The organism is Sphaerisporangium fuscum, from assembly GCF_018531465.1.
GTDB classification, from domain to species: Bacteria; Actinomycetota; Actinomycetes; order Streptosporangiales; family Streptosporangiaceae; genus Sphaerisporangium; species Sphaerisporangium fuscum.
In genome coordinates this window covers 214,201-235,008 of record NZ_JAHDTF010000015.1, presented here as the reverse complement: position 1 = coordinate 235,008, position 20,808 = coordinate 214,201, and the positions used below count along the sequence as shown (strand labels likewise).

Here is a 20,808-nt window from a genome sequence, read left to right as displayed (position 1 = left end):
GGTTACTCCTCACGCAGCCGCGGGTTGAAGATCTCGTCCATCGCGTCGACGATGAGCACGATGCCGAGCGTGAGCAGGAGGATGGCCAGCAGCGGGGCCAGCAGGTACGGCAGCGCGGCCGCGCTGGTCAGCGCGCCGCCGCCGAAGACGGCGAGGTTCAGCATCACGCCCCAGTTGTTGGAGTCGAACGGCAGGACGCCGAGGAAGAACAGACCGACCTGGGCGTAGATCGCCCCGGTCACGGCGATGAGCACGTTCATCGCGATGTACGGCGCCATGCTGGGCAGCAGTTCGCGCACGATGATGTGCGTGTTCGACAGCCCGAGCCCCTTGGCGGCCTCGATGAAGCCGCGCTCGCGCAGCGAGAGGGTCTGCGAGCGCACGGCCCGCGCGACGCCGCCCCAGCCGAGCAGGCCGAGCACCAGGCCCATCTCCAGCGGCCCGTTGAACTTCCAGACCGTCGACAGCACCAGCAGCAGCGGCAGACCGGGGATGGTCAGCTGCAGGTCGGTGAGCCGCATGAGCGCGGTGTCCCAGCGCCCCCGGTGGAAGCCCGCGATCAGGCCGAGCGCCGTGCCGAGGGCCACCGTGATGACGGCCGTGGCGAGACCGGTGAGGATGACGTACCGCGAGCCGGTGACCACCAGCGCGAGCACGTCGGTCCCCTCGAAGTCGGTGCCGAAGGGGTGCTGCAGGCTCGGCGGCGCGTACAGCGCGTTGTTGTCCCGGGGCAGGTGGGCGGGGTACAGCATCGGCCCGAACACCGCCATCAGGGCGAACAGCGCGACGATCGCCACGCCGACGATGCGGCTCGGCTTGCGGCGCAGCACGCGGCCCACGCCGCGCCAGAAGTTGCGCCGCAGGGTGGCGCGCCTGCCGCCGCCCATGCCTTCCTGAAGGATCGCGACGCTCATGCCGTACCTCCGGTCCGGACCCGGGGGTCGATCACCGCGTAGAACAGATCGGCCGCGATGTTGGCCACGATGATCGCCACCGTGGTCACCAGGAAGGTGCCGCCCATCAGGGCGTAGTCGCGGGCGCCGATGCTGTTGACCAGCAGCAGGCCGAGGCCGGGGTAGTTGAAGATGCGCTCGATGAAGATGGCGCCGCCGAACAGCATGCCGAGCGACAGCGCGAGGATCGTGAACAGCGGCAGGATCGCGTTGCGGGCGACGTACCTGAACAGCAGGCCCCGCGTGAGCCCGCGCAGCTCGGCCGCCAGGATGAAGTCGTCGCCCAGCACGGTGGCCACGCTCGACTTCATCGCCAGCACCCAGCCGCCGTAGCTGGCCAGGGCGTACGTCAGCACGGGCAGGGTGGCGTGCTGGACGAGCGAGGCGAGGTAGCCGCCGTTGAGGCCCGGCACGTACTCGACGTCGACCGGTCCGCCCGGCGGGAGGATCGGCCACAGCGTCGTGAAGATCGCCAGGACGAGCAGGCCGATGACGTACTGCGGCACGCCGTGCAGCAGCGAGCCGGAGATCGACAGCAGGTCGCCGAGCTTGCCGGACCGCTTGATGCCCGCGTACACGCCGAGGGTCACGCCGAGCACGAAGCTCAGCAGGGTGCCGCCGAGGACGGGCAGCACGGTCCACTTCATCGCCGAGCCGATCAGCGTGACCACCTCGGTGCCGGGCGTGCTGAGCGACTGCCCGAGGTCGAGGTGGGCCAGCGACTTGAGGTAGTCGAGGTACTGCTCCCACAGACTGCCGGTGGGCAGGAACCCGTACAGGGCCGCCGTCGCACGTTCGGCCTGTTCGGGGGACATGCCCTTCTCGATCAGCGTCTCGTACTGCCCGAGGACCGGGTCGCCGGGGATGTTGCGGATGATCACGAAGCTGATCGTGGTGACGACCCAGATCATGACCAGTCCGCGGGCGAGGTGGCCCGCCAGGCGTCGTGTCACCGCCTTGACCCGGCTGCCGTCCGGGACCGCGAATAGCTTCATGCCTGCTTTTTCCTGATCATTCCGAGTTGCATCCACACGCCGGCCGGGAGCCGCAGCGCCTCACTGCCCGCCGGCGGCCAGCCGGTGTAGCGGGTGGAATTGACGAACTGGGTGTTGACGTAGTCGTAGAGCTGGATGACGGGCAGCTGCTGGTTGGTCAGCTTCGCGAGCGTGGCCACGATCCGCTTCTGCTCGTCGGGCGAGGCGAGGTTGAGCTTGTTGGTGAGCTCACCCGGGTTCACCCCGTCGATGGTCTCGGGGCCGCCCATCCAGTTGCCGTCCTTGCCCGGCGAGGAGTGCCGCAGCCGTCCGGCGAGCAGCGACCAGCCGTTGGCCGAGCCGTAGAGGCGCTGGTAGATGTTGTACGACGACGGGCCGAGCGCCATCAGCCAAAAGCCTACGTCGTACTTCCCGGACGCCAGTTCGCTGAGGTAAAGGACGTAGTCGGCCGAGGTGACGACACTGGCGTCGATGCCGTGGTCGTTCAGCTGGCTGGTGATCGACTTGGCCGCGGCCACCCAGTCGGAGAACGACGCGGGCACATGGACCTGCAGCTTCCACGGCTTGCCGTCGGGCATCGCCCACACGCCGTTCCTCTTCACCATGCCGGCGGCCTTGAGCTCCTGCTCGGCCTTGGCCGGGTCGACCTTGTAGGCGTCCAGGGAGCCGAGCCCGTCGCCGAGCCAGGCCTTGGCGGCGCTGCCGTGGATGCCGGTCGTGGTCACCGACGGCGTGCCGGCCTCCGGTGAGGCGATCCTGGTGACCTGGGCGCGGTCGATGAGGTAGGCGAGCGCGCGGCGCACGTGCACGTTGTCGTACGGCTTGTGCGCCTGGTTGAACGCCAGCGACGCGGCCACCGGCGAGTACCCCTTGCGGATCTCGTTGCCGGGGGCCTGCTTGATGCGCTCCATCACCGCGGCGGGCACGGCCGTGAACGGCGCGCTGTCGAGCTTGCCGGAGACCAGGTAGTTCCAGATCTGCTCGTTGCCGGTGTAGTTGAGGACCTTGACCTTGGCGGGCGCGATCTTGCCGGCGTCGTAGAAGTAGGGGTTCTTCTTCAGCAGGGCCGCGCCGGGGTTGATACGTTCCAGCACGAACGGGCCCGCCGAGACGTCCTGCTTCGGCGCGAAGGCGATGACCTTCTGCGACAGCCCGGAGATCTCGGACTTGGCCTTGTCGGCCGCGGGGCCGGTGCCCCGGGCGGCCTTCAGCGTGGCCCAGAAGTCGGCCGGCAGCAGCGAGCCGTACACGTGGGCGGGGACGACGATCGTGGACAGGATGTTGCGCAGGAAGGTGTTGCTGCGGTTGCTGCCCTGGGCGATCTTGATGGTCTTGGCGTCCATGATCTGGAAGTCGGCCGCCGCGCCCGCCGTCCCGGCGTTCACGGTGTACGCGCTGCCGCCCTGGGTGTAGGCCAGGCCGATGGACGTACGGATGTCCTCGCTCGTCACGGGCCTGCCGTCGGACCAGCGGGCGTTCGGCTGCAGGTGGATGACCACCTCGCCCTGGTCGGGCGTGGTGGTCCAGCTGCGGGCGATGCCCGGATAGAACTGGTTGGGGTCGGTCAGGTCGTTCTTGGGCCAGGCCAGCGACATGGCGTCGTAGCCGGCGAAGGTGCTGCCTTGCGGGTTGAACGGGTTGATCGGCGCGGCGGCGTCGATCTGCTTCGAGCCGTCGATCGTGGTGTAGATGCCGCCCGGACCGGCGGTGCCGGTCGCCTCCGTGGTGCCGCAGGCAGTGGCTGCTGTGGCGATCGCCGCCAGAACCGCGATCACTGCGAGTCGCTTCATGAAGTGTGCTCTCCAGGTCCCCGATTGCCAGGACCATACGGGCGCCAGGGCAGGGTGGTCAATTTTTTTCTGGCTCACACACTACCATGAAGCTAATTTTTACCAAGCCGTCTACCTGCGACGATGTGTCCGAATCCCTTGCCCCGCATGCGACGGCGCCCCTCCGGACGGCCGAAAATGTGAGGGCCGCCACCCAGGTGGGTGGCGGCCCTCACATGGTTCGGAGCCCTGCTCCCTCGAGCCGGGAGCGGGGCGGGCGGCTAGACGGCCAGCAGCTTGCGGACGCGGTCGGCGCCGACGGCCAGCAGCAGGGTGGGCAGGCGGGGACCGGTGTCACGGCCGACCAGCAAGGTGTAGAGCAGGGCGAAGAACTCACGCTGCGCGACCTTGAGCTCGGGCGTCGGCTTGGCGTCGGGAGCCAGCCCGGCCTGGACCTTCGGCACGCCGTACACCAGCTCCGTGAGCCCCTCGATCGACCAGTGGTCGTCGAGCCTCTCCAGCAGCAGCCCCAGCGACTCGCGCTCGCGGTCTCCCAGGGACGCCAGCAGCCGGGTGTCGGGCTCCTCGCGGACGCGGGTGCGCTGCTCGGCCGGGACCTGGGTGTCGATCCACCGCTCGGCGCGGTCGAGCCTCGGCCGGGTCTCGTCGAGGGAGGTGATGGGGTTCTCCGGGTCGAGGTCGCGCAGGATGCGCAGCGTCTGCTCCGGGTCGCCGGTGGTCACGTCGACGATCGAGGCCAGCGTGCGGTACGGCAGCGGCCGGGGCGTGGACGGCAGCGGGCCCCGCGCGGTGGAGATCGCGCGGGCGTGGGCGGCCTGGTCGGCGGGCAGCGCCGAGCCGTCCCTGACCTTGCGCTCCAGGGCGTCCCACTCGTCGTACAGCCGCTGGATCTCCTGGTCGAAGGCGACCTTGAACGACTGGTTGGGCCGGCGGCGCGCGTAGAGCCAGCGCAGCAGCGGCGCCTCCATGATCTCCAGCGCGTCGGCGGCGGTCGGCACCGCGCCCTTGGAACTGCTCATCTTCGGCATGCCGCTGATGCCGACGAAGGCGTACATCGGGCCGATCGGCTGCTCGGCCCCGAAGATCTCCTTCACGATGTGGCCGCCGACCGTCCAGGACGAGCCCGGAGACTGGTGGTCGACGCCGGAGGGCTCGAAGACGACCCCTTCGTACGCCCAGCGCATCGGCCAGTCGACCTTCCACACGAGCTTGCCGCGGTCGTGCTCCGACAGCCGCACGGTCTCCTCGTGGCCGCAGGCGCAGGTGTAGGACAGCTCGGTGGTCTCGTCGTCGTACGCCGTGACGGTGGTGAAGTCGCGCTCGCAGACCGAGCAGTAGGGCTTGTACGGGAAGTAGCCGGCGGCCGCCTTGCCGTCGTCCTCGGCGGCGGCGCCGGACCCCTCTTCGGCGGCCTGCGCGGCGGCGGCGTCGGCCTCGTCGAGCTTCTGCTGCGGCTTCTTGGCGGCCGGCTTGGCCTTGGTGCGGTAGCGGTCGAGGATCGCGTCGATGCGCTCACGCTCGCGCATCGCGAACAGGATCTGCTCGCGGTACGCGCCCGAGGTGTACTGGGCTGTCTGGCTGATGCCGTGGAACTCCACGCCCAGCTCGGCCAGGGCCGCGATCATCGGCGCCTTGAAGTGCTCGGCCCAGTTGGGGTAGGTGCTGCCGGGCGGGGCGGGCACCGAGGTCAGCGGCTTGCCGATGTGCTCCGACCAGGACGAGTCGATGCCGGCGGGCACCTTGCGGAAGCGGTCGTAGTCGTCCCAGGAGATGATGTGGACGACCTCGTGACCCCGGCGGCGGATCTCGTCGGCCACCAGGTGGGGCGTCATCACTTCGCGGAGGTTGCCGAGGTGGACGGGGCCGGACGGGCTGAGGCCCGAAGCGCAGACGATCGGTTTGCCGGGCGCGCGACGCTCCGCTTCGGCGATGACCTCGTCCGCGAATCGTGAGACCCAGTCGGCCTCGGCGCTCATAGCCACGATGGGCACATCCTTCCTCGAAAGCCTGACGCCTCCATTGTCCCGGACCGCCGCAGTGACCCGTGCAATCGGCGGGGCGCCTGTGGACATCCTCCGGGAGGGGCGGGGCCCCGCGCGCGTGAGCGGCTGGATGCTAAGATCACCGACCGCGACGGGAGCTCATGGCAGGCGGCGCCGTGGAAGTACGGCGGGGCCGACTCACCCTCCCCATGCGGAGGCGGTCTCCTCATTCATCGCCGGGAAGCTTTTCGCCGGGCCGGCGGCTTCTCCGTCGTTTCCCGCCGCCATTCTCGCCGCCCGCCCCACCGCGGGCAAACATTTCTGCTTTTTTACGGATATAGCCGCTGAGCAGCCTGTTCGTTCGGCGCCGAACCTCGTTCCGTCCAGCGGGTGAGGCGGCTTCACCGCCGAGATCACCGCCAGTTGTGCCCTTTGGCGAGCTGTCTTATGCTCCCGCCCCATGACCAGTCCGCAAACTGCCACAAAAAGGGCAAACATTCAGAGGCGGCGAACAAAGGTGTCTCGCGATCGTCTGCGTTACTGGTTCGACAACACGATGTCCAAGGGCACCCCGGCCCTCATCGGCTGGCTGGCGGTGGCCTCCACCGCATTGATCGTCTTCGTCACCCTGCTGGCGACGCCCTTCGCCGCCGGGAAGGACGCCGGAGCGCTCGGCTGGTTCGAGGTCGCCTGGCAGAGCCTGCTGCACGCGATGGACACCGGCACCGTGGCCGGCGACGGCGGCAACTGGTTCTTCGTCTTCATGATGCTCGTCGTCACCATCGGCGGCCTGTTCATCGTCAGCGCACTGGTGGGCGTGCTCACCACCGGCCTGGAGGCCAAGCTCGAAGGCCTGCGCAAGGGCCGCTCCCGGGTGGTGGAGAACGGGCACACCGTCATCCTCGGCTGGTCGGACGAGATCTACTCGATCATCCGGGAGCTCGTCACCGCGAAGGCGAGCGAGAAACGGTCGATCATCGCCGTCCTCGCCCCGCGCGACAAGATCGAGATGGAGGAGGACCTGCGCGCCCGGCTGGGCGACACCGGGACGACCCTCGTCGTCTGCCGCACCGGCGATCCGTCCGAGCCCTCCGCGCTGGACCTCGTCAGCCCCGCCTCCGCGCACGCGATCCTGGTGCTGCCCACCGAGGACTCCCAGTTGATCAAGACCTTGCTCGCGCTCAGCCACCGCGACTGGCCCGCCACCCGCCCGCCGGTCGTCACCGCGGTCAGCGACAGCGGCAACCTGGCGGTCGCGCGCATCGCCGGCGGGTCCCACGTGGAGGTGGTCGACTCCCAGGACATCGCCGCCCGCCTGGTCGTGCAGTCGTGCCGGCAGTCGGGGCTGTCGGCCGTCTACAGCGACCTGCTGAACTTCGAGGGCGACGAGATCTACCTCAGGACCGAGCCCGGCCTCGTCGGCCGGACCTACGGCGAGGCGCTGACCGCGTACGCCACCGCCACGCTGCTCGGTGTGCGGCGCGCGGACGGCACCGCCGAGCTCAACCCGGCGACGGACGGCCTCATCGAAGAGGGCGACCAGGTGATCGTGATCGCCCGCGATGACTCCGAGATCCGCCTCGCCACGTCCGCTCCCGCCGTCCACCGCGACGCGATCAGAGAGCCGGGGGCGGCCGAACGGCGTCCCTCCCGCATGCTCATGCTCGGCTCCAGCAGGCGCAGGGCGCGGATCCTCCAGGAGCTCGGCCACTACCTGCTGCCGGGATCGGAGATCCACCTCGCGGGGGACCAGACGAAGGACTTCCCCGCCGTCCCCGGCATGCTCGTCTACGCCCGGGAGTGCGACACCACCAACCGTGCCGCGCTGGAGGCTCTGGACGTGGGCGGTTACGACCAGGTCATCGTGCTGTCCGACGACGCCTGCGACGCCCAGAAGGCCGACGCCCGCACCCTGATCACGCTGCTGCACCTGCGCGACATGCGGGTGGCCGGCGCGATCGTCAGCGAGATGAACGACGAGCGCAACCGGGTCCTCGCCGAGGTGGCCGAGGCCGACGACTTCGTGGTCAGCAGCAAGCTGGTCAGCCAGCTCCTCACCCAGGTCGCCGAGAACCGCCACCTCGCCCAGGTGTTCGACCTGCTGTTCAGCCATCGCGGCCCGGACATCTACCTCAAGCCGGTCGAGGAGTACGTCACCCCCGGCACGATCAACTTCGCGACCGTCATCGAGGCCGCCCGTCTCCGGGGGGAGACCGCCCTGGGTTACCGCCTTGCCGGCACCTCCGCGGTCCCGCCCCACTACGGGGTCACTCTCAACCCCGACAAGGAGTCCCCTCTCACCCTCACCGCCCAGGACCGCCTCATCGTCCTCGCCGAATCCTGAGGGGAATCCGGCGCCGTGGCAGGGCGGGCGGGGCCGGGATTTTGTCGGTGGCGGCTGGAATGATCGCGGGGTGAAGGAACGTCGAGAGGACCTCCCCCCATGAGTGGCGCGACGGCGGCCGACTACGCCTGGTTCGACGAGAAGTACGGCGAGAGCTTATGCGTCACGGGGTTCTGCCTGCTGTTCGTGCGTCAGGTGTCCCCCGAAGAGGCCTTCCGCCGCGTCGGCGTCACCGCCGAGCCCGTCGAGCCCTCCGGGTGGAGCCTTCAGGAGCATCCCCTCGCGGCGTATCCCGCCGTCGGCGGCAGCGTCCTGCTCGAGGCCGGGGGCCGCATGGGCACGCTCGTCGAGGTCACCCGGCGGCTGTCCGCCGGCACCGTCATGGCCACGGTGTTCCTCGGCGTGGACGACCAGCGGCAGTTCCTGTACGCGGCCGACGGCCGCCTGGTCACGGGCTTCGAGACCGACGGCCCCGACTCGCGCTGGGGCGACGCCCCCGACCGGCTGGCCGACCAGATGCGCGAGATCGGCATTCCCGTCGACGAGAAGGACGTCGACGACCGCCTCGACGACGAGGAGTTCGACCCGGTGCTCGCCGCCATGGCCCTGGCCGAGCGTGCCACCGGCGTGCGGGTCACGGCGGCGCACCTCGGCAGGCCGGCCCTCGTCGGCTCGGCCCGCCACCTGTACTGATTTCGCGGGCGGGGTTCAGGGGGTCTCGGAGGCCTCGGCCCGGGCGATGTCGGCGAAGACCGCCCCCAGGCAGGCGTTGAGCGAGTGGCCCGAGACGGCGATCAGGTCGGCGACCAGCAGCGCGCCGTGCCGGGCCGCCTGCGCCGCGTCGATGCCGAACGTCTCGACCTCCGCCTGGTGAACGCCGAGGGCTCCGGCCACCAGGATGACCAGCACATCCGGGCTCACGCCGTCGAGCCACTCCGAGGCGGACCGCGTGCACCGCTCCACCAGCGCCTGCACGTCGTCGGCGGCCAGGCCGCCATGATGCAGGTCCTCGAGCAGCGATCTGACGACCTCGCCCAGCACCAGGCCGACCTGGCCGGGCCCCAGCGCCGCGAGCCGCGCCGTCGCCTGCTGGAACGCCTCCAGGTCACGCGAGCCGGCCGCCGCGACGGCCTCGGCCGTCCCCTCGGCGATCGACCGCGCGGGTTCGGGCAAGTGACGCCAGGACAAGCTCATCGACTCCTCGGCTCGGTGATCGGGCGGGCGGGCGCCGGGGGCGCCCGCACCAGATTCGCACGCCGGGGAGCCCACGGCGTACGCGGACCCGCGCCGGCCCCGTCTCCGCGCTGTGGAGCGAAAGGACAAGGGAGTCCGTTGGTAATGTTCGTATCAGCGGTGAAAGTCGTGGCGAAGTGGACGCGAAGACCGGCGGGAGGGGCTCGGCATGACGTCGCAATCTCCTGTGCCTCCGCAGCAACTGGAGCAGTCCCGGGGCACCCGGGTCAGAGGCACCAGGCAGGCCGAGGCTCTCGTCACCGTGCTCGGCAAGCTGACCGGTTTCCACAGCGCCCAGGAGATCCATGCCGAGCTGCGCCGCCGGGGCGAGCGCGTGGGGCTGACCACCGTCTACCGTCATCTGCAGGTGCTCAGCGAGGACCAGGTGGTCGACGCGATCCGCGACGAGAGCGGGGAGACCCTCTACCGCCGCTGCGCGACCGTCAGCCACCATCACCACGTGACCTGCCGGTCGTGCGGCCGCAGCGTCGAGGTCGAGGGCAAGGCCGTGGAGCGCTGGGCCGAGCGGGTCGCGGCCGAGGCGGGCTTCGTCGACGTCGACCACACCGTGGAGCTGTTCGGCCTCTGCCCCGAGTGCGCCGCCCAAGCCCGCGAATGATCTCTCGGCGTTTGTCGGTCCTCCGGCCTAGGCTGCTGGGGACCGGACAGAGGAGGTAGCCGTGGAGCTCGATCTCGACAACCCCGTCGTCAGGCTGTGCGCCGAGGGCATGCGCGCGGAGGCCGAGGGCAGGCCGCAGGAGGCCCGGCGGTTGTTCGACCAGGCGTGGGCCGAGCGGACGGACGACCTCGACGCCTGCGTCGCGGCACACTACGTCGCCCGCCAGCAGGATTCCGCCGAAGAGACCCTGCTGTGGAACGCCGTCTCCCTGCACCACGCCGACGCCGTCGGCGACGAGCGCGTCAGCGGCTTCTACCCCTCGCTCTACCTCAACATGGGCGCGTCCCACGAGCTGCTGGGCGACCTCCCCGAGGCCGCCCGCTACTTCAACCTGGCCGCCGACCACGTCGGCGCCCTGCCCGAGGGGCCGTACGGCGACATGCTGCGCAAGGGCATCGCCGACGCCCTCGAACGCGTCAGCTCCTGCCCTGACCGGCTTCCCTAGCGCCGTTCTCCGCAGGCCGCCTCCGCGATCACACCCGCACCGAGAAGAGATCGGCGTCGAGCGGGCACGGATGCCCTTCAGAGGCTGATCTGCACCTGATACTTCTCCAGCCAGGCGTTGAACTGGAGGAGCCCTTCCAGCGCGCTGCGGACGTCGGGGTCGCTGCCGGGCTGGGTCTGTTCGAGCATGGTGCGCACCTTCTGCAGGTCGATGTACGGCCCGGCGGCGAGCGTCCCGGCGGCCAGCAGGCGGGCGGCCTCGTCACGCAGCGCCTTCTCGTAGGCCGGATCCTGCGTCGAGGGGTACGGGCTCTTGCGCCGCTCCAGCACCGAACGCGGCAGCACGTCGGCCGTGGCCGCCCGGAGCAGGCTTTTCTCCCGGCCGTCGAAGGTCTTCATCGACCACGGCGTGTTGAACACGTACTCGACGAGCCGGTGATCGCAGAACGGCACCCGCACCTCGAGGCCGACGGCCATGCTCATGCGGTCCTTGCGGTCGAGCAGGATCTGCACGAACCGGGTGAGATGCAGGTAGCTCACCTCGCGCATCCGCTCCTGGTGCCCGTTCTCGCCCGGCAGGCGCGGCACCTCGTCCAGAGCCTCGTGGTAGCGCCGCGCGCGGTATCCGGGCAGGTCGAGCCGCTGGGCGACGTCCCGGGAGAGGACCAGCTCCAGGCCGGAGAACCGCCGGCCGCCCACCGAGGCCAGCCACGGGAAGGTGCCCGCGTTCACCGCCTCCGGGTCGTGGAACCAGCGGTAGCCGCCGAAGACCTCGTCGGCCGACTCCCCCGACAGGGCCACGGTCGAATGGCCGCGGATCGCCTTGAACAGCAGGTAGAGCGAGGTGTCCATGTCCCCGATGCCGGTCGGCAGGTCGCGCGCCCGCAGCACCGCGGCCCGTACGGCGGGGTCCATCAGGTCGGCCGAGTCGAGGACGATGTCGTGGTGCTCGACGCCGAGATGCTCCAGGTGCCGCACCAGGTCGCGGACGTACGGCGTGTCGGGGGTGTCGCGCATCTCGTCGGGGCTGAAGTTCTCGGCGTAGCCGACGAAGTCGACCGAGAACGCGCGCAGCTTGCCCTCGCCCTGCTCGCTCAGGGCCCTGGCGGCCAGCGCGGTGACGGCGCTGGAGTCCAGGCCGCCGGACAGCAGCGTGCACAGCGGCACGTCGGAGATCAGCTGACGCCGGACGATGTCGTCCAGCAGTCCCCGGATGGTGCCGACGGTGGTGTCGACGTCGTCGGGGTGCTCGCGGGCCTCCAGCGTCCAGTAGCGGTCCTTGGCGACCCCCTGCCGGCTCACGGTCACGACGCCCCCGGGGCGGACCTCGAACATCCCCCGGTAGATGCCGCACTCGGGGGTCTTGACGAAGGCGATCAGCTCGTTCATCCCCTCGGCGTCGACGACGTGGGGCTGGGTGAGGGGGTTGACGAGGATCGCCTTCGGCTCCGACCCGAAGATCACGCCGCTGGGGGTGGGGTAGTAGTAGAGCGGCTTGATGCCGAGCCGGTCGCGGACGAGCACGAGCTCCTCGGTGCGGGTGTCCCAGATGGCGAAGGCGTACATGCCGTTGAGGCGGGCGGCGAGATCGGCGCCCCATTCGAGGTAGGCCCGCAGGACGACCTCGGTGTCGCTGCGGGTGCGGAACCTGTGCCCCCGCGCGGACAGCTCGGCGCGCAGCTCCTGGAAGTTGTAGACCTCGCCGCTGTAGGTGAGGACGGCCAGCACCTCACCGTCCTCCTCGGCGATCATCGGCTGGCGGCCGCCCTCGATGTCGATGATCGCGAGCCGCCGGTGCCCCAGGGCGGCGTGCGGGCAGATCCACATCCCTTCGTCGTCAGGCCCCCGGCAGGCCATGGTCTCGGTCATGTCGCGCAGGGTGTCCTTGGACTCGGTCAGATCGCGGTCGAAGTCGGCCCACCCACAGATTCCACACATCTCGACGACCTCGTGTCTCGTGGAAGCAGGACTAACGGCTATCCACCGCATATATGCCCAGAAAGGCACATAACACCATCTTTCGGGCGGCGACCGCCCGAGCCCTCACAGGCCGGTGACGACGGCGGGATGCCGGGGATCGTCGCACCGGACGACGACGTCGGCGACGTCGAACGGCATCCCCTCCTCCTCGTAACGGGCGTAGGCCGGCAAGGTCCACTTCTGGTCGTCCGGAGTGCGCCGGGCGAGCGCGCCGGGCGAGAGCCACAGGTGCACGGCCACGTCGAACGGCAGCCACCGGCCGAGCAGCAGCGCCCCGTCCATCAGGAGCACGCCACCGCGCGGCAGGGTGACGTACGGCGCCCGGGTGGCGCGGTCGGCGGTGCTGTCCCACAGGCTCGGCAGCACCCTCCCCGAACCGTCCGGGTCGAGGGGGTCGAGCACCTCGCGGGCCAGCGCGCCGTAGTCGAGCCAGTCGTCGTAGAAGGCGTCGGGGTCGGTACGGCCGTACTCGAAGCGCAGCGAGGCGGGGCGCAGGAAGTCGGACGCCGAGACGCGCAGGACCTCCCGCCCGCGCAGGCGCAGCGGGCCGACGAGGCCGTCGGCGAGGTCCGCCGGGCGCGCCGCCGGGGCCCCGTCGACCGCGACCCGCACCCAGGAGCCGGCGGGCCGCCCGGCCACGCGGTCGGCGAGTTCCTCGATCAGCGCGGAGGGGGAGACAGGGCGTGCGTCCACACGTCCATCCTGGCGGATCTCCGCGCGAAACTTTCACGCCGTTCCCCGCGGGCGGACGCGGCACGGAGCGCCGATCACGGGCTCCACCTGCGACGCGAGCGACCAGGCCCGGCGCCGGCCGCCGAGCCGTCCGGCGGCCGATTCACAGCCCAGGGGCGGCGACCTACAGTTTTGCTCGCGTGAGCGCTTTCGCATCGGGTTCCCTCGTGCCTCCTCGAAAGGTGTTCCATGTGAGAAAGCGACGAAAGATCACGATCGCCGGCACGGCGGCCTTCATCGCGACACTGCTCATGATCGTGCTGCTGCCCGGCCAGGCGTCGGCGCACGGGGCGATGATGATGCCGGGCAGCCGCACCTACCTGTGCTGGAAGGACGGCCTGACCTCCACGGGCGCGATCCAGCCGAACAACCCGGCCTGCGCCGCGGCGGTCGCGCAGAGCGGGCCCAACTCCCTGTACAACTGGTTCGCCGTGCTGCGCTCCGACGGCGGGGGGCGCATGAGCGGGTTCATCCCCGACGGGAAACTGTGCAGCGGCGGCGCGGTCGTGTACGACTTCAGCGGCTACGACCTCGCCCGCAACGACTGGCCGGTGACCCACCTGACCGCGGGGGCGAACATCCAGTTCAGGTACAACAAGTGGGCCGCCCACCCCGGGTCGTTCCGCACCTACATCACCAAGGACAGCTGGAGCCCGACGCGCCCGCTGGCCTGGAGCGACCTGGAGAGCACCCCGTTCTACACCGCCCCGGACCCGCCGAGTGTCGGCTCGCCGGGCAATGAGAGCGCCTACTACTACTGGAACGCCACGCTCCCGTCGAACAAGAGCGGCCGCCACATCATCTACTCGGTGTGGACCCGCTCCGACAGCCAGGAGACCTTCTACGGCTGCTCGGACGTCGTCTTCGACGGCGGCAACGGCGAGGTCACCGGTGTCGGCCCGGGCAGCGGCGGCCCCGGCCCGACGCCGACCCCGACGCCCACTCCCACCCCGCCCGGGAACGGGGCGTGCTCGGCGACCTTCAAGACCACCGGCAACTGGTCCGGCGGCTACCAGGCCGAGGTGACGGTGAAGAACACCGGCACCGCCGCGATCAACGGCTGGACCGTCGGCTGGACGCTGCCGAGCGGCACGACCGTCAACAGCCTGTGGAACGGCACCTACACCGTGAGCGGGTCCTCCATCGCGGTGAAGAACGCCAACTACAACGGCAACCTCGCGGCGGGCGGCTCCACCACCTTCGGGTACGTGGCGTCGGGGAGCGCCGGCAGTCCGTCGCTCACCTGCACCAGCCCCTAGGCCCGTCTTCCGCGCGAGCCCGGATCTCTCTGGGCGACGCGCGGAGAACGGGCCTGAGAGGCTGCCCTTCGAGGATCACGAGACACCGCCCGGGGCGGCGCTCCCTTCCCGCAGGCCGAGGTCTGCGACGGGGGCGCCGCCCGCCCGCCGTACGGCCAGGAAGAGCAGGGCGACGGCGCCGGCCGCGAAGACGGCGTTGCCGATGAGGTCCACGGTCGGCGAGACCGGCATGATCGGCCCCTGCGGGAACGCGTGCCAGGCGTAGGTGAGCATGGCCCCGCCCGCCGCGGCCACCCGGTGCGTGTCCCGCCAGCCCGGCCGCGCGCTCCACCGCGCGATGAGGTAGGCGACCAGCGCCGAGATCAGCAGGTAGCCGGCGACGGTCGCCCAGCCGAGCACCACCTCTCCGAGCAGGAACCACGCCGAGGAGGCGACCAGGGTGACCGCGCCGACCGCCCAGGCGTTCGGCGCGGCGCTCCCGGGGGCCGGTACGGACGCCGGGGCCGGCCGCCCGAGCGCGAAGGCGATGACGACGAGGGCCACGACGGCGACGGCCACAGCCGCGAACTGCGGCACGGAGGCGACGAACGGCGAGATCCTCAACGAGAACACCGTGGTGGACACCACGCCGAACAGGAACAGCACGGCGGTGACGCCCAGGCCGAACCGGCCGAGCCACGGGGTGGTCCGCCGCGCGGGGGTGAGGCCCTCCATCACGGCGATGGGGACGCTGATGCTCCACACGGTGTGCAGGGTGAGGACGAAGACCGACCACCAGGCGCCGATGCCGAGCGCCGGGATGTAGGTGACGTCCAGCAGCCGCTGCCCGGCGTAGTCCGGGTTGAACAGCGACTGGGTGGTCACGCCCTCTTCCAGCACGCCGTAGGCCAGCGCGAGCGGCACGATCGCCGGCCAGCCCCGCCCGGAGCGCCGTACGACCTCGCGGATCAGCAGCGCCCCGCCCCCGTACATCGGGGCGAGCATGACGAGCGCGAACAGGGCGGAGATGGGGATGTTGCCGAGCAGGAACTCGGCGACCAGAGGAGAGAGAAAGAAGAGTCCTGTCGCGGGGGCGACCCGACGCCACATGACGTGCCTGCCTTCCTGCCGAGGGGGTGCCTTCAGCCTCCACCGGCCGGTCCCCCGGCGGCAGTGAAGCTCGTCCGGAGTTGCCTGTGACAAATGTCCTCGGAGAACCCGTGACGACCGGCATCCCGGGACCGCGTCCGTGAACAGCGGGTGAAAGGGCGGTGGACTTCGTTGCGGCCGGCGAGGGGGTCGGGTTCGCTGGAGCTCATGATCCCGACCGGCTCCTCCGGCAGTGGCCGCCTCCCGACCCGCCCCGCCGGCGTCGTCGGCACGGCGGTGAGCGATCCCGTCGTCGTGTACGGGCAGGCGGAGATGGACGCGCGCGGGGAGCTGGCGCACGAGGGCAACCGCGTGCCCGACATCGTCGCCCTCGACGCGCGGACGCTGGTGGCCGGGTGGCGGGCGGGCGTCCGCGACGCGCGCGACCCGTCGCCCACCGACCAGGGCTCGATCATGTACGCGCGCTCGGCCGACGGCGGGGCCACCTGGACGACCGGCACCCTCGCGGCGGCCGGCTCCACCTACCGCTACCACTACGTGATCTTCCTGAGGGACGGCGGCGTCCTGTACGCGTTCCTCGGCCGGATCACGATCGCCGCCGACCGCGACGCCGGGGGCTCCGTGAACGGCTTCCCCGTGGCCATGGTGGCGAAGAGGAGCCTCGACGGGGGCCGGACGTGGGCCGACTTCCCGATCACGGTGGAGGTGCCCGCCAACGGTCACGGCGTGGTGGTGGCGGGCAAGCCGCTGAAGTACGGCGGGACGTGGCTGCTGCCGTACTGGCGGACCTACCAGGGCGCCAAGCACTCGGGGGTGCTGCGCTCGGCCGACCTGGTCACCTGGACGCCGGGGGCGCTCGCCGCGAACCCGCCGGGGGTCGCGGTCGAGGAGCCGCAGCTGGTGGTCTCGAACGAGGACCCGGGCACGCTGCTGCTGGTGGGGCGCACGCTGAACCTGACGGGCGGCACGTCGGCGGCCCAGAAGGACGCCTTCTACCGCACCCACCCGTCGTACGCGGCGTCCGCCACGAGCAAGGACGGCGGCCTCACCTGGTCCCCGATGACCCTCGACCTAAATATCCCGAATTATTACGTCAAAGGGTTCCTGACCAAGGACGCCGGCGACCAGTACCTCGCGATCTACAACACCTTCGCCGGGCCCTTCAGCGGCTCCGGCGAGAGCAAGCCCGACCAGTACCGCGAGGTCCTCTGCTACAAGATCAAGCGGCCGCACGCCCCCTGGGGCCCCGGCCGGCTGTTCGCCGACGGCCCGCGCCTGACGAAGGGCGCGGCGCGGGGCTGGGACGTCTACGCCGGCGCGGACGAGTACGAGCCGGGCCGGTTCTTCGTGATCTGGGAGCACAACCAGGTCGACATCACGGTGGCGAAGCTGGACGTCTCCCGGGCGTTCACAGGGGTCGGCCCCGGCTGGGACGGCCTGGCCGGCTGGACGGTGACGAACGGCGGTGGCGTCGTCGCCCTCGACCCGGCCGGGCACCTGCGCCTGGCGGACTCCGGCCCCCGGCAGGACGCCCTCACCGGCCCCTCACCGGAAACAGCCGCCGCCCCGGCGGCGGGCTTCTCCGGTGTCGTCCGGCGGTACGGGCCCTCCGGCGGGTTCCTGGCCGCGATCGGGGCCCGCGTCGCCGCGTACTCCCGCCTGGACCCGGCCACGGGGGCGGGCGCCGGCCTGGCCCTGAAGGTCGCCACCGGGACCAGGAGGCTGATGCTCGCCCTCCAGGCCGACGGGGTGTACTCCTTCGCCGAGGGCACCAGCGGGTGGACCCGGGTCCACGCCGCGCCCGGCGACACGGCCTCCCACCTGTGGCAGGTCGCGGTCGACCCGCGCGGGCACGCCGCCCTGTTCCGCGACGGGGACGAGACCGGCGCGCGGTGGGTGGTGGCGGCGTCCCCGGAGGCCCCGCAGGTGGCCGTGTGGTGCTCGGGTACGCCCGCCGCGCCCGCCGAGGCGCTGGTCGACCTGGTCGAGGTGGTCGAGGACGTCGCGAGCAGCACCTGGGACACCTTCGGCGACTGGACGCTCGACGGCGCGGGCGGCGTCGCCGAGGTGGCCGGCGGCCGCCTGCTGCTGCGCAGCACCGGCCGCGGGATGTCCAGGGCGTCCATCGGGCTCGACGTCGCCAAGGGCTGCGACTTCACGCTGGAGTTCCGCGGCCGGGTCGACGACGACAGCGCCCTCGACCCCGCCACCGGCGACGGCGTCAGCCTCGGCACCAAGGTCGCCAACGGCTACGCGCGGCTGATGCTGACGGTGCAGAAGAGCGGCGTCTGGACGATGAAGCGGGGTTCGAACGTCTGGGAGAAGATCTACTCCTCGGCCACCGCGGCGGCGCCGTCGACCTGGAAGGTCACCGTCGACAGCGCCGGGGTGGCCCGCCTGCACCGCGACGGCGCCGACACCGGCGTGACCTGGCCGGTGCAGAACAGCCGGGAGAATCCGCAGGTCACCCACTGGGTGACCGGCACCGCGGGCGGCAACGCCGCGCAGGCCCGGATCGACTGGACCCGCGTCACCGCCACCCCGCCGGGCGCCTCCCCCGCGGGGTGAGCGGTGCCGCGGGCCCAGGGACCGACACCGGCGGGCCCGCCGGGGGCTCAGCGGTAGGCGTGCGGGTCGGCGCCCAGGGGACGCGAGAGGCGCACGGTGATGAACTCGTCGTTGTCCGGCTTGCCGGCGGTGCGGCCGGACGAGAACGGGAAGTTGTTGTCGTCCAGCAGCCCGATCGTCGAGTCGTCGAGGATCACCACGTCCTCGATGCACTGGAACGGGAAGCGGAAGGTCGGGCCGAAGCCGCCGAGGCCGCGGGGGTTCGCGAGGTCGAGCAGGTCGGCGACCAGGGTCTTGTCCACCGCGCCGTCGCCGTCGCGGTCCCGGATGTCGACCAGGTAGACCCGCTTGATCTTGGCGGCGTCGCCCTGCAGGTTGTCGCGCTCGACCACCAGGAACCGGTGGCGGTCCACCGCCACCATGTCGCCGATGGAGTCGGCCGGGTCGTCCATCTTGTACACCCAGCGGCGGCCGGTATAGGCCCGCTCGCGCAGGTCGAACTCGTTCATCCGCAGCGTGCCGGCCGGATCCCCGGCGACGGTGCCCTCGAGCAGCGGGTAGAGCCTGCGCCCGTCGGCCGAACGCGCCATGCCCTCGAAGCCCTTGCTGCTGCCGAGGTTCGGCGTCCCACCGTTGAGGTAGGGGTTCTCCGGCGCCTGGACGCCGGGCAGCGCGACCGGGGCCTCCAGAAGGGCGCCGGCGGCGGAGAAGTGCAGCAGGAACGGGCCGAACTCGTCGCCGATCCAGTACGTGCCGTCGTGGTCGCGCACGATCGACTCGACGTCGAAGTCGGCCCCGGTCAGCGTGCGGTCGGCCCGGGTCAGCGGGAACGGCACGCGGCCGTCCGGGTCGCTCAGGTTCACACCCCCGACGACCTTGATCGTGCCGGTGCGGAAGTCGGGCTTGACGCGGTGGACGCGCAGCAGGAAGTCGCCGCTGTTGGCCTTGCTGCCGTACCCGTTGTCGGAGAGCACGTCGAAGGTGCCGTCGTGACGGTCGGCGATGCCGCTGAAGCCCTGTACCGGCTGGGCGGGGAAGGGCGGGGTGATGCCGTTGATCGGGGTGGTGCCGAGCTTGGCGCCCGACGGCTCGCTTCCGGGCACGTACGTCTCCGCCGGCAGGGAGGCGAAGCCGGTCAGGGTGGCGCGGCCGAACGCGCCGCGGCCGTCGTGCCGGTCGAGGCCGGGGTCGGCGAAGGCCGGGGCGGAGAGGCTCAGCGCCAGCACGAGCGCGCCCAGCCCGATCATGGTTCTCTTCATGGCGGCCACGTTAGGCATGCCCGATGACGCGGCGCACAACACCGGATGTCCGCCGAGTGCCCGTGTCGTGATCCCCGCTCACCGCGACGGGACCTGCCCGGTCTCGCCGGCCGTCATCTTCCGCACCCGCGGGCCACGGGGAAGGCCCAGATCTCCCTTCCCCATAGGGTGACCAGCGAATTTGCCAAGGAGCCCATGTACGTTCCGCGACCCGTCGACTACTATCGGTAATCAAGTGCACGCTATGAGTTGTGGGGCGGTGCGTTGACAGAACGGCGATCCGTGATGTGGGGGGCACTTCGCACGTTCGTGACCGTGGCCGCCTCCATCCTGCTCGCCGTCGGCGTCATCCCGCACGACGACCACCACGTCTCCTCGCCGGTCGTCCAGGCCGAACCGGCCGTCGGCACGCCGGCGCACCCCTCTCCCGCGCACACCCCCGGCGACGCCGACCACGACGAGTGTCCCAAGCCCCTGCACCAGCCCTTCGCGGCCGGGTGGATCAAGCACCCGCCTCCGGCGTCGCGCCATGGCGCCGGCTCCGCGCGCAGGCCGAGGGCCGTCGGGGAGGCGGACCTCCTGGCACGGACGTCCCGACCGGACGTCTCCGCCCTGCGATCGACGCGGCCCACCGGCCCGCTGCTGCCCGTCTTCCGCTGCTGATCAGAAGGTTCTCCCGCGCGCATCCGGGTTCCGCCCGGCGGCGCGGGCACCCGTGCGTACGCGGTGTGCCCTCCTGCGGGAACCGGGGCGCGACCTGCCGTTCATGACCGTCGCCGGGCGTCCGGCGGGGGTGGCCGCCGCGCGCCCGGCCGGTCCTCCATGCCCATCGTCAGCACCAAGGAGTCCATGTCCATGCAGTCGTTGATCGATCATGCCCGAACGTTCCACCAGAGGCTCAGCGGTGACCGGAGGCATCTCGACCCCCTCCCCGACGGGGTCGCGCCCCAGGCCATGTTCATCACCTGCTCCGACGCGCAGGTCATCCCGTCCCTGATCACGGGGGCGCGGCCCGGTGAGCTGTTCGAGTTGCGCACCGCCGGCAACGTCATCCCGCCCTACCGCCTCGGGCGGCTGACCGCCGAGGCCGCGACCATCGAGTACGCCGTGTCCGTCCTCGGCGTGCAGGACCTCGTCGTCTGCGGCCACAGCCGCTGCGGCGCCGTCCAGGGCCGGGTCCGCTCCTGGACGCTGCGCTCGGCTCCGACCACGCGGTGGTGGCTGCTGCAGACGCACCGGTGGCGGGACGTGCCGCCGGACGACGAGGAGGAGGCGGCGCGGTCGCACCTGGTCGCGCAGCTCGACAAGCTCCGCCGCTATCCCCGCGTGGCCCGGGGCCTCAGCTCCGGCCGGCTGCGCCTGCACGGGTGGTTCTACGAGGTCGACACCGGCGTGGTGCTGAACTACCGCCGCGACGCCCGCGGGTTCACGCCGCTGTGACCGCTCCCCCGTCGCCGGTGACCGGCTGACCGTCCTTCCCCTCGGCTGTGCCGTCCCCCAC

Annotated in this window: 17 protein-coding genes; 8 read left to right on the top strand and 9 right to left on the bottom strand. The window is 71.2% G+C overall.

Translation table 11 applies throughout. The features are described from left to right. Nucleotides 1–2: 2 nt before the first annotated feature. The 4 genes from KIK05_RS20145 to lysS all read right to left on the bottom strand — a co-directional run bounded on the left by KIK05_RS20145 (nt 3) and on the right by lysS (nt 5,729). The gene (locus KIK05_RS20145) at nt 3–914 is read right to left on the bottom strand and encodes an ABC transporter permease (RefSeq protein ID WP_214412290.1); all 912 of its coding nucleotides are present in this window, start codon (nt 912–914) and stop codon (nt 3–5) included. Further along, nucleotides 911–1,948 carry an ABC transporter permease gene (locus KIK05_RS20140; RefSeq protein WP_214412289.1) on the bottom strand — a complete coding sequence of 346 codons (1,038 nt, stop codon included), beginning with the start codon at nt 1,946–1,948 and terminating at the stop codon, nt 911–913. Before KIK05_RS20140 ends, KIK05_RS20145 begins: the two co-directional genes overlap by 4 nt. Further along, a complete protein-coding gene (locus KIK05_RS20135) occupies nt 1,945–3,738 on the bottom strand; it encodes an ABC transporter substrate-binding protein (protein ID WP_214412288.1) in 1,794 nt (597 codons plus the stop codon). The genes KIK05_RS20140 and KIK05_RS20135 overlap by 4 nt, the downstream gene beginning before the upstream one ends. Before the next feature lie 260 nt (nt 3,739–3,998). Next, nucleotides 3,999–5,729, bottom strand: a complete 1,731-nt coding sequence (gene lysS, locus KIK05_RS20130) for a lysine--tRNA ligase (protein WP_308250021.1) — start codon at nt 5,727–5,729, stop codon at nt 3,999–4,001. A gap of 508 nt (nt 5,730–6,237) precedes the next feature. Here lysS and KIK05_RS20125 point away from each other — a divergent pair. Both KIK05_RS20125 and KIK05_RS20120 read left to right on the top strand, forming a co-directional pair. Next, nucleotides 6,238–8,064: a CASTOR/POLLUX-related putative ion channel gene (locus tag KIK05_RS20125; protein WP_308250020.1), complete on the top strand. Its 1,827-nt coding sequence runs from the start codon at nt 6,238–6,240 to the stop codon at nt 8,062–8,064. A gap of 99 nt (nt 8,065–8,163) precedes the next feature. Further along, nucleotides 8,164–8,757: a DUF6461 domain-containing protein gene (locus KIK05_RS20120; RefSeq protein ID WP_214412286.1), complete on the top strand. Its 594-nt coding sequence runs from the start codon at nt 8,164–8,166 to the stop codon at nt 8,755–8,757. 15 nt (nt 8,758–8,772) lie between these two features. Here KIK05_RS20120 and KIK05_RS20115 read toward each other — a convergent pair whose 3' ends face one another. Beyond that, entirely contained in the window at nt 8,773–9,258 is a 486-nt protein-coding gene (locus KIK05_RS20115; protein ID WP_214412285.1) for a hypothetical protein, read from the bottom strand. Between the two features lie 208 nt (nt 9,259–9,466). On the opposite strand from KIK05_RS20115, the gene KIK05_RS20110 reads away from it, so the two are divergent. Further along, nucleotides 9,467–9,916, top strand: coding sequence for a Fur family transcriptional regulator (locus KIK05_RS20110; protein WP_214412284.1), 450 nt, complete (start codon nt 9,467–9,469; stop codon nt 9,914–9,916). 61 nt (nt 9,917–9,977) lie between these two features. Then, nucleotides 9,978–10,421 carry a hypothetical protein gene (locus KIK05_RS20105; protein WP_214412283.1) on the top strand — a complete coding sequence of 148 codons (444 nt, stop codon included), beginning with the start codon at nt 9,978–9,980 and terminating at the stop codon, nt 10,419–10,421. 77 nt (nt 10,422–10,498) lie between these two features. Here the strand turns inward: KIK05_RS20105 and asnB are convergent, their stop codons facing one another. Together asnB and KIK05_RS20095 are read right to left on the bottom strand one after the other, a co-directional pair. Beyond that, the gene (gene asnB / locus KIK05_RS20100) at nt 10,499–12,358 is read right to left on the bottom strand and encodes an asparagine synthase (glutamine-hydrolyzing) (protein ID WP_214412282.1); all 1,860 of its coding nucleotides are present in this window, start codon (nt 12,356–12,358) and stop codon (nt 10,499–10,501) included. Nucleotides 12,359–12,463: 105 nt separating this feature from the next. Next, a complete protein-coding gene (locus tag KIK05_RS20095; RefSeq protein WP_214412281.1) occupies nt 12,464–13,093 on the bottom strand; it encodes a nucleoside/nucleotide kinase family protein in 630 nt (209 codons plus the stop codon). A gap of 230 nt (nt 13,094–13,323) precedes the next feature. Between KIK05_RS20095 and KIK05_RS20090 the strand changes: the two genes are divergently transcribed. Then, a complete protein-coding gene (locus KIK05_RS20090; RefSeq protein WP_308250019.1) occupies nt 13,324–14,391 on the top strand; it encodes a lytic polysaccharide monooxygenase auxiliary activity family 9 protein in 1,068 nt (355 codons plus the stop codon). Between the two features lie 75 nt (nt 14,392–14,466). Here the strand turns inward: KIK05_RS20090 and KIK05_RS20085 are convergent, their stop codons facing one another. Further along, a complete protein-coding gene (locus KIK05_RS20085; RefSeq protein ID WP_214412280.1) occupies nt 14,467–15,480 on the bottom strand; it encodes an AF_0692 family protein in 1,014 nt (337 codons plus the stop codon). 207 nt (nt 15,481–15,687) lie between these two features. On the opposite strand from KIK05_RS20085, the gene KIK05_RS20080 reads away from it, so the two are divergent. Continuing rightward, on the top strand, nt 15,688–18,048 hold the full coding sequence (locus KIK05_RS20080; protein WP_214412279.1) for a sialidase family protein: 2,361 nt from the start codon (nt 15,688–15,690) through the stop codon (nt 18,046–18,048). A 47-nt stretch (nt 18,049–18,095) separates the two neighbouring features. Here KIK05_RS20080 and KIK05_RS20075 read toward each other — a convergent pair whose 3' ends face one another. After that, nucleotides 18,096–19,307, bottom strand: coding sequence for an esterase-like activity of phytase family protein (locus KIK05_RS20075; RefSeq protein ID WP_250563076.1), 1,212 nt, complete (start codon nt 19,305–19,307; stop codon nt 18,096–18,098). Nucleotides 19,308–19,622: 315 nt separating this feature from the next. Here KIK05_RS20075 and KIK05_RS20070 point away from each other — a divergent pair, with 315 nt between their 5' ends. Together KIK05_RS20070 and KIK05_RS20065 are read left to right on the top strand one after the other, a co-directional pair. Continuing rightward, the gene (locus tag KIK05_RS20070) at nt 19,623–19,970 is read left to right on the top strand and encodes a hypothetical protein (protein ID WP_214412278.1); all 348 of its coding nucleotides are present in this window, start codon (nt 19,623–19,625) and stop codon (nt 19,968–19,970) included. 192 nt (nt 19,971–20,162) lie between these two features. Further along, on the top strand, nt 20,163–20,747 hold the full coding sequence (locus tag KIK05_RS20065) for a carbonic anhydrase (RefSeq protein ID WP_214412277.1): 585 nt from the start codon (nt 20,163–20,165) through the stop codon (nt 20,745–20,747). Nucleotides 20,748–20,808: the final 61 nt, after the last annotated feature.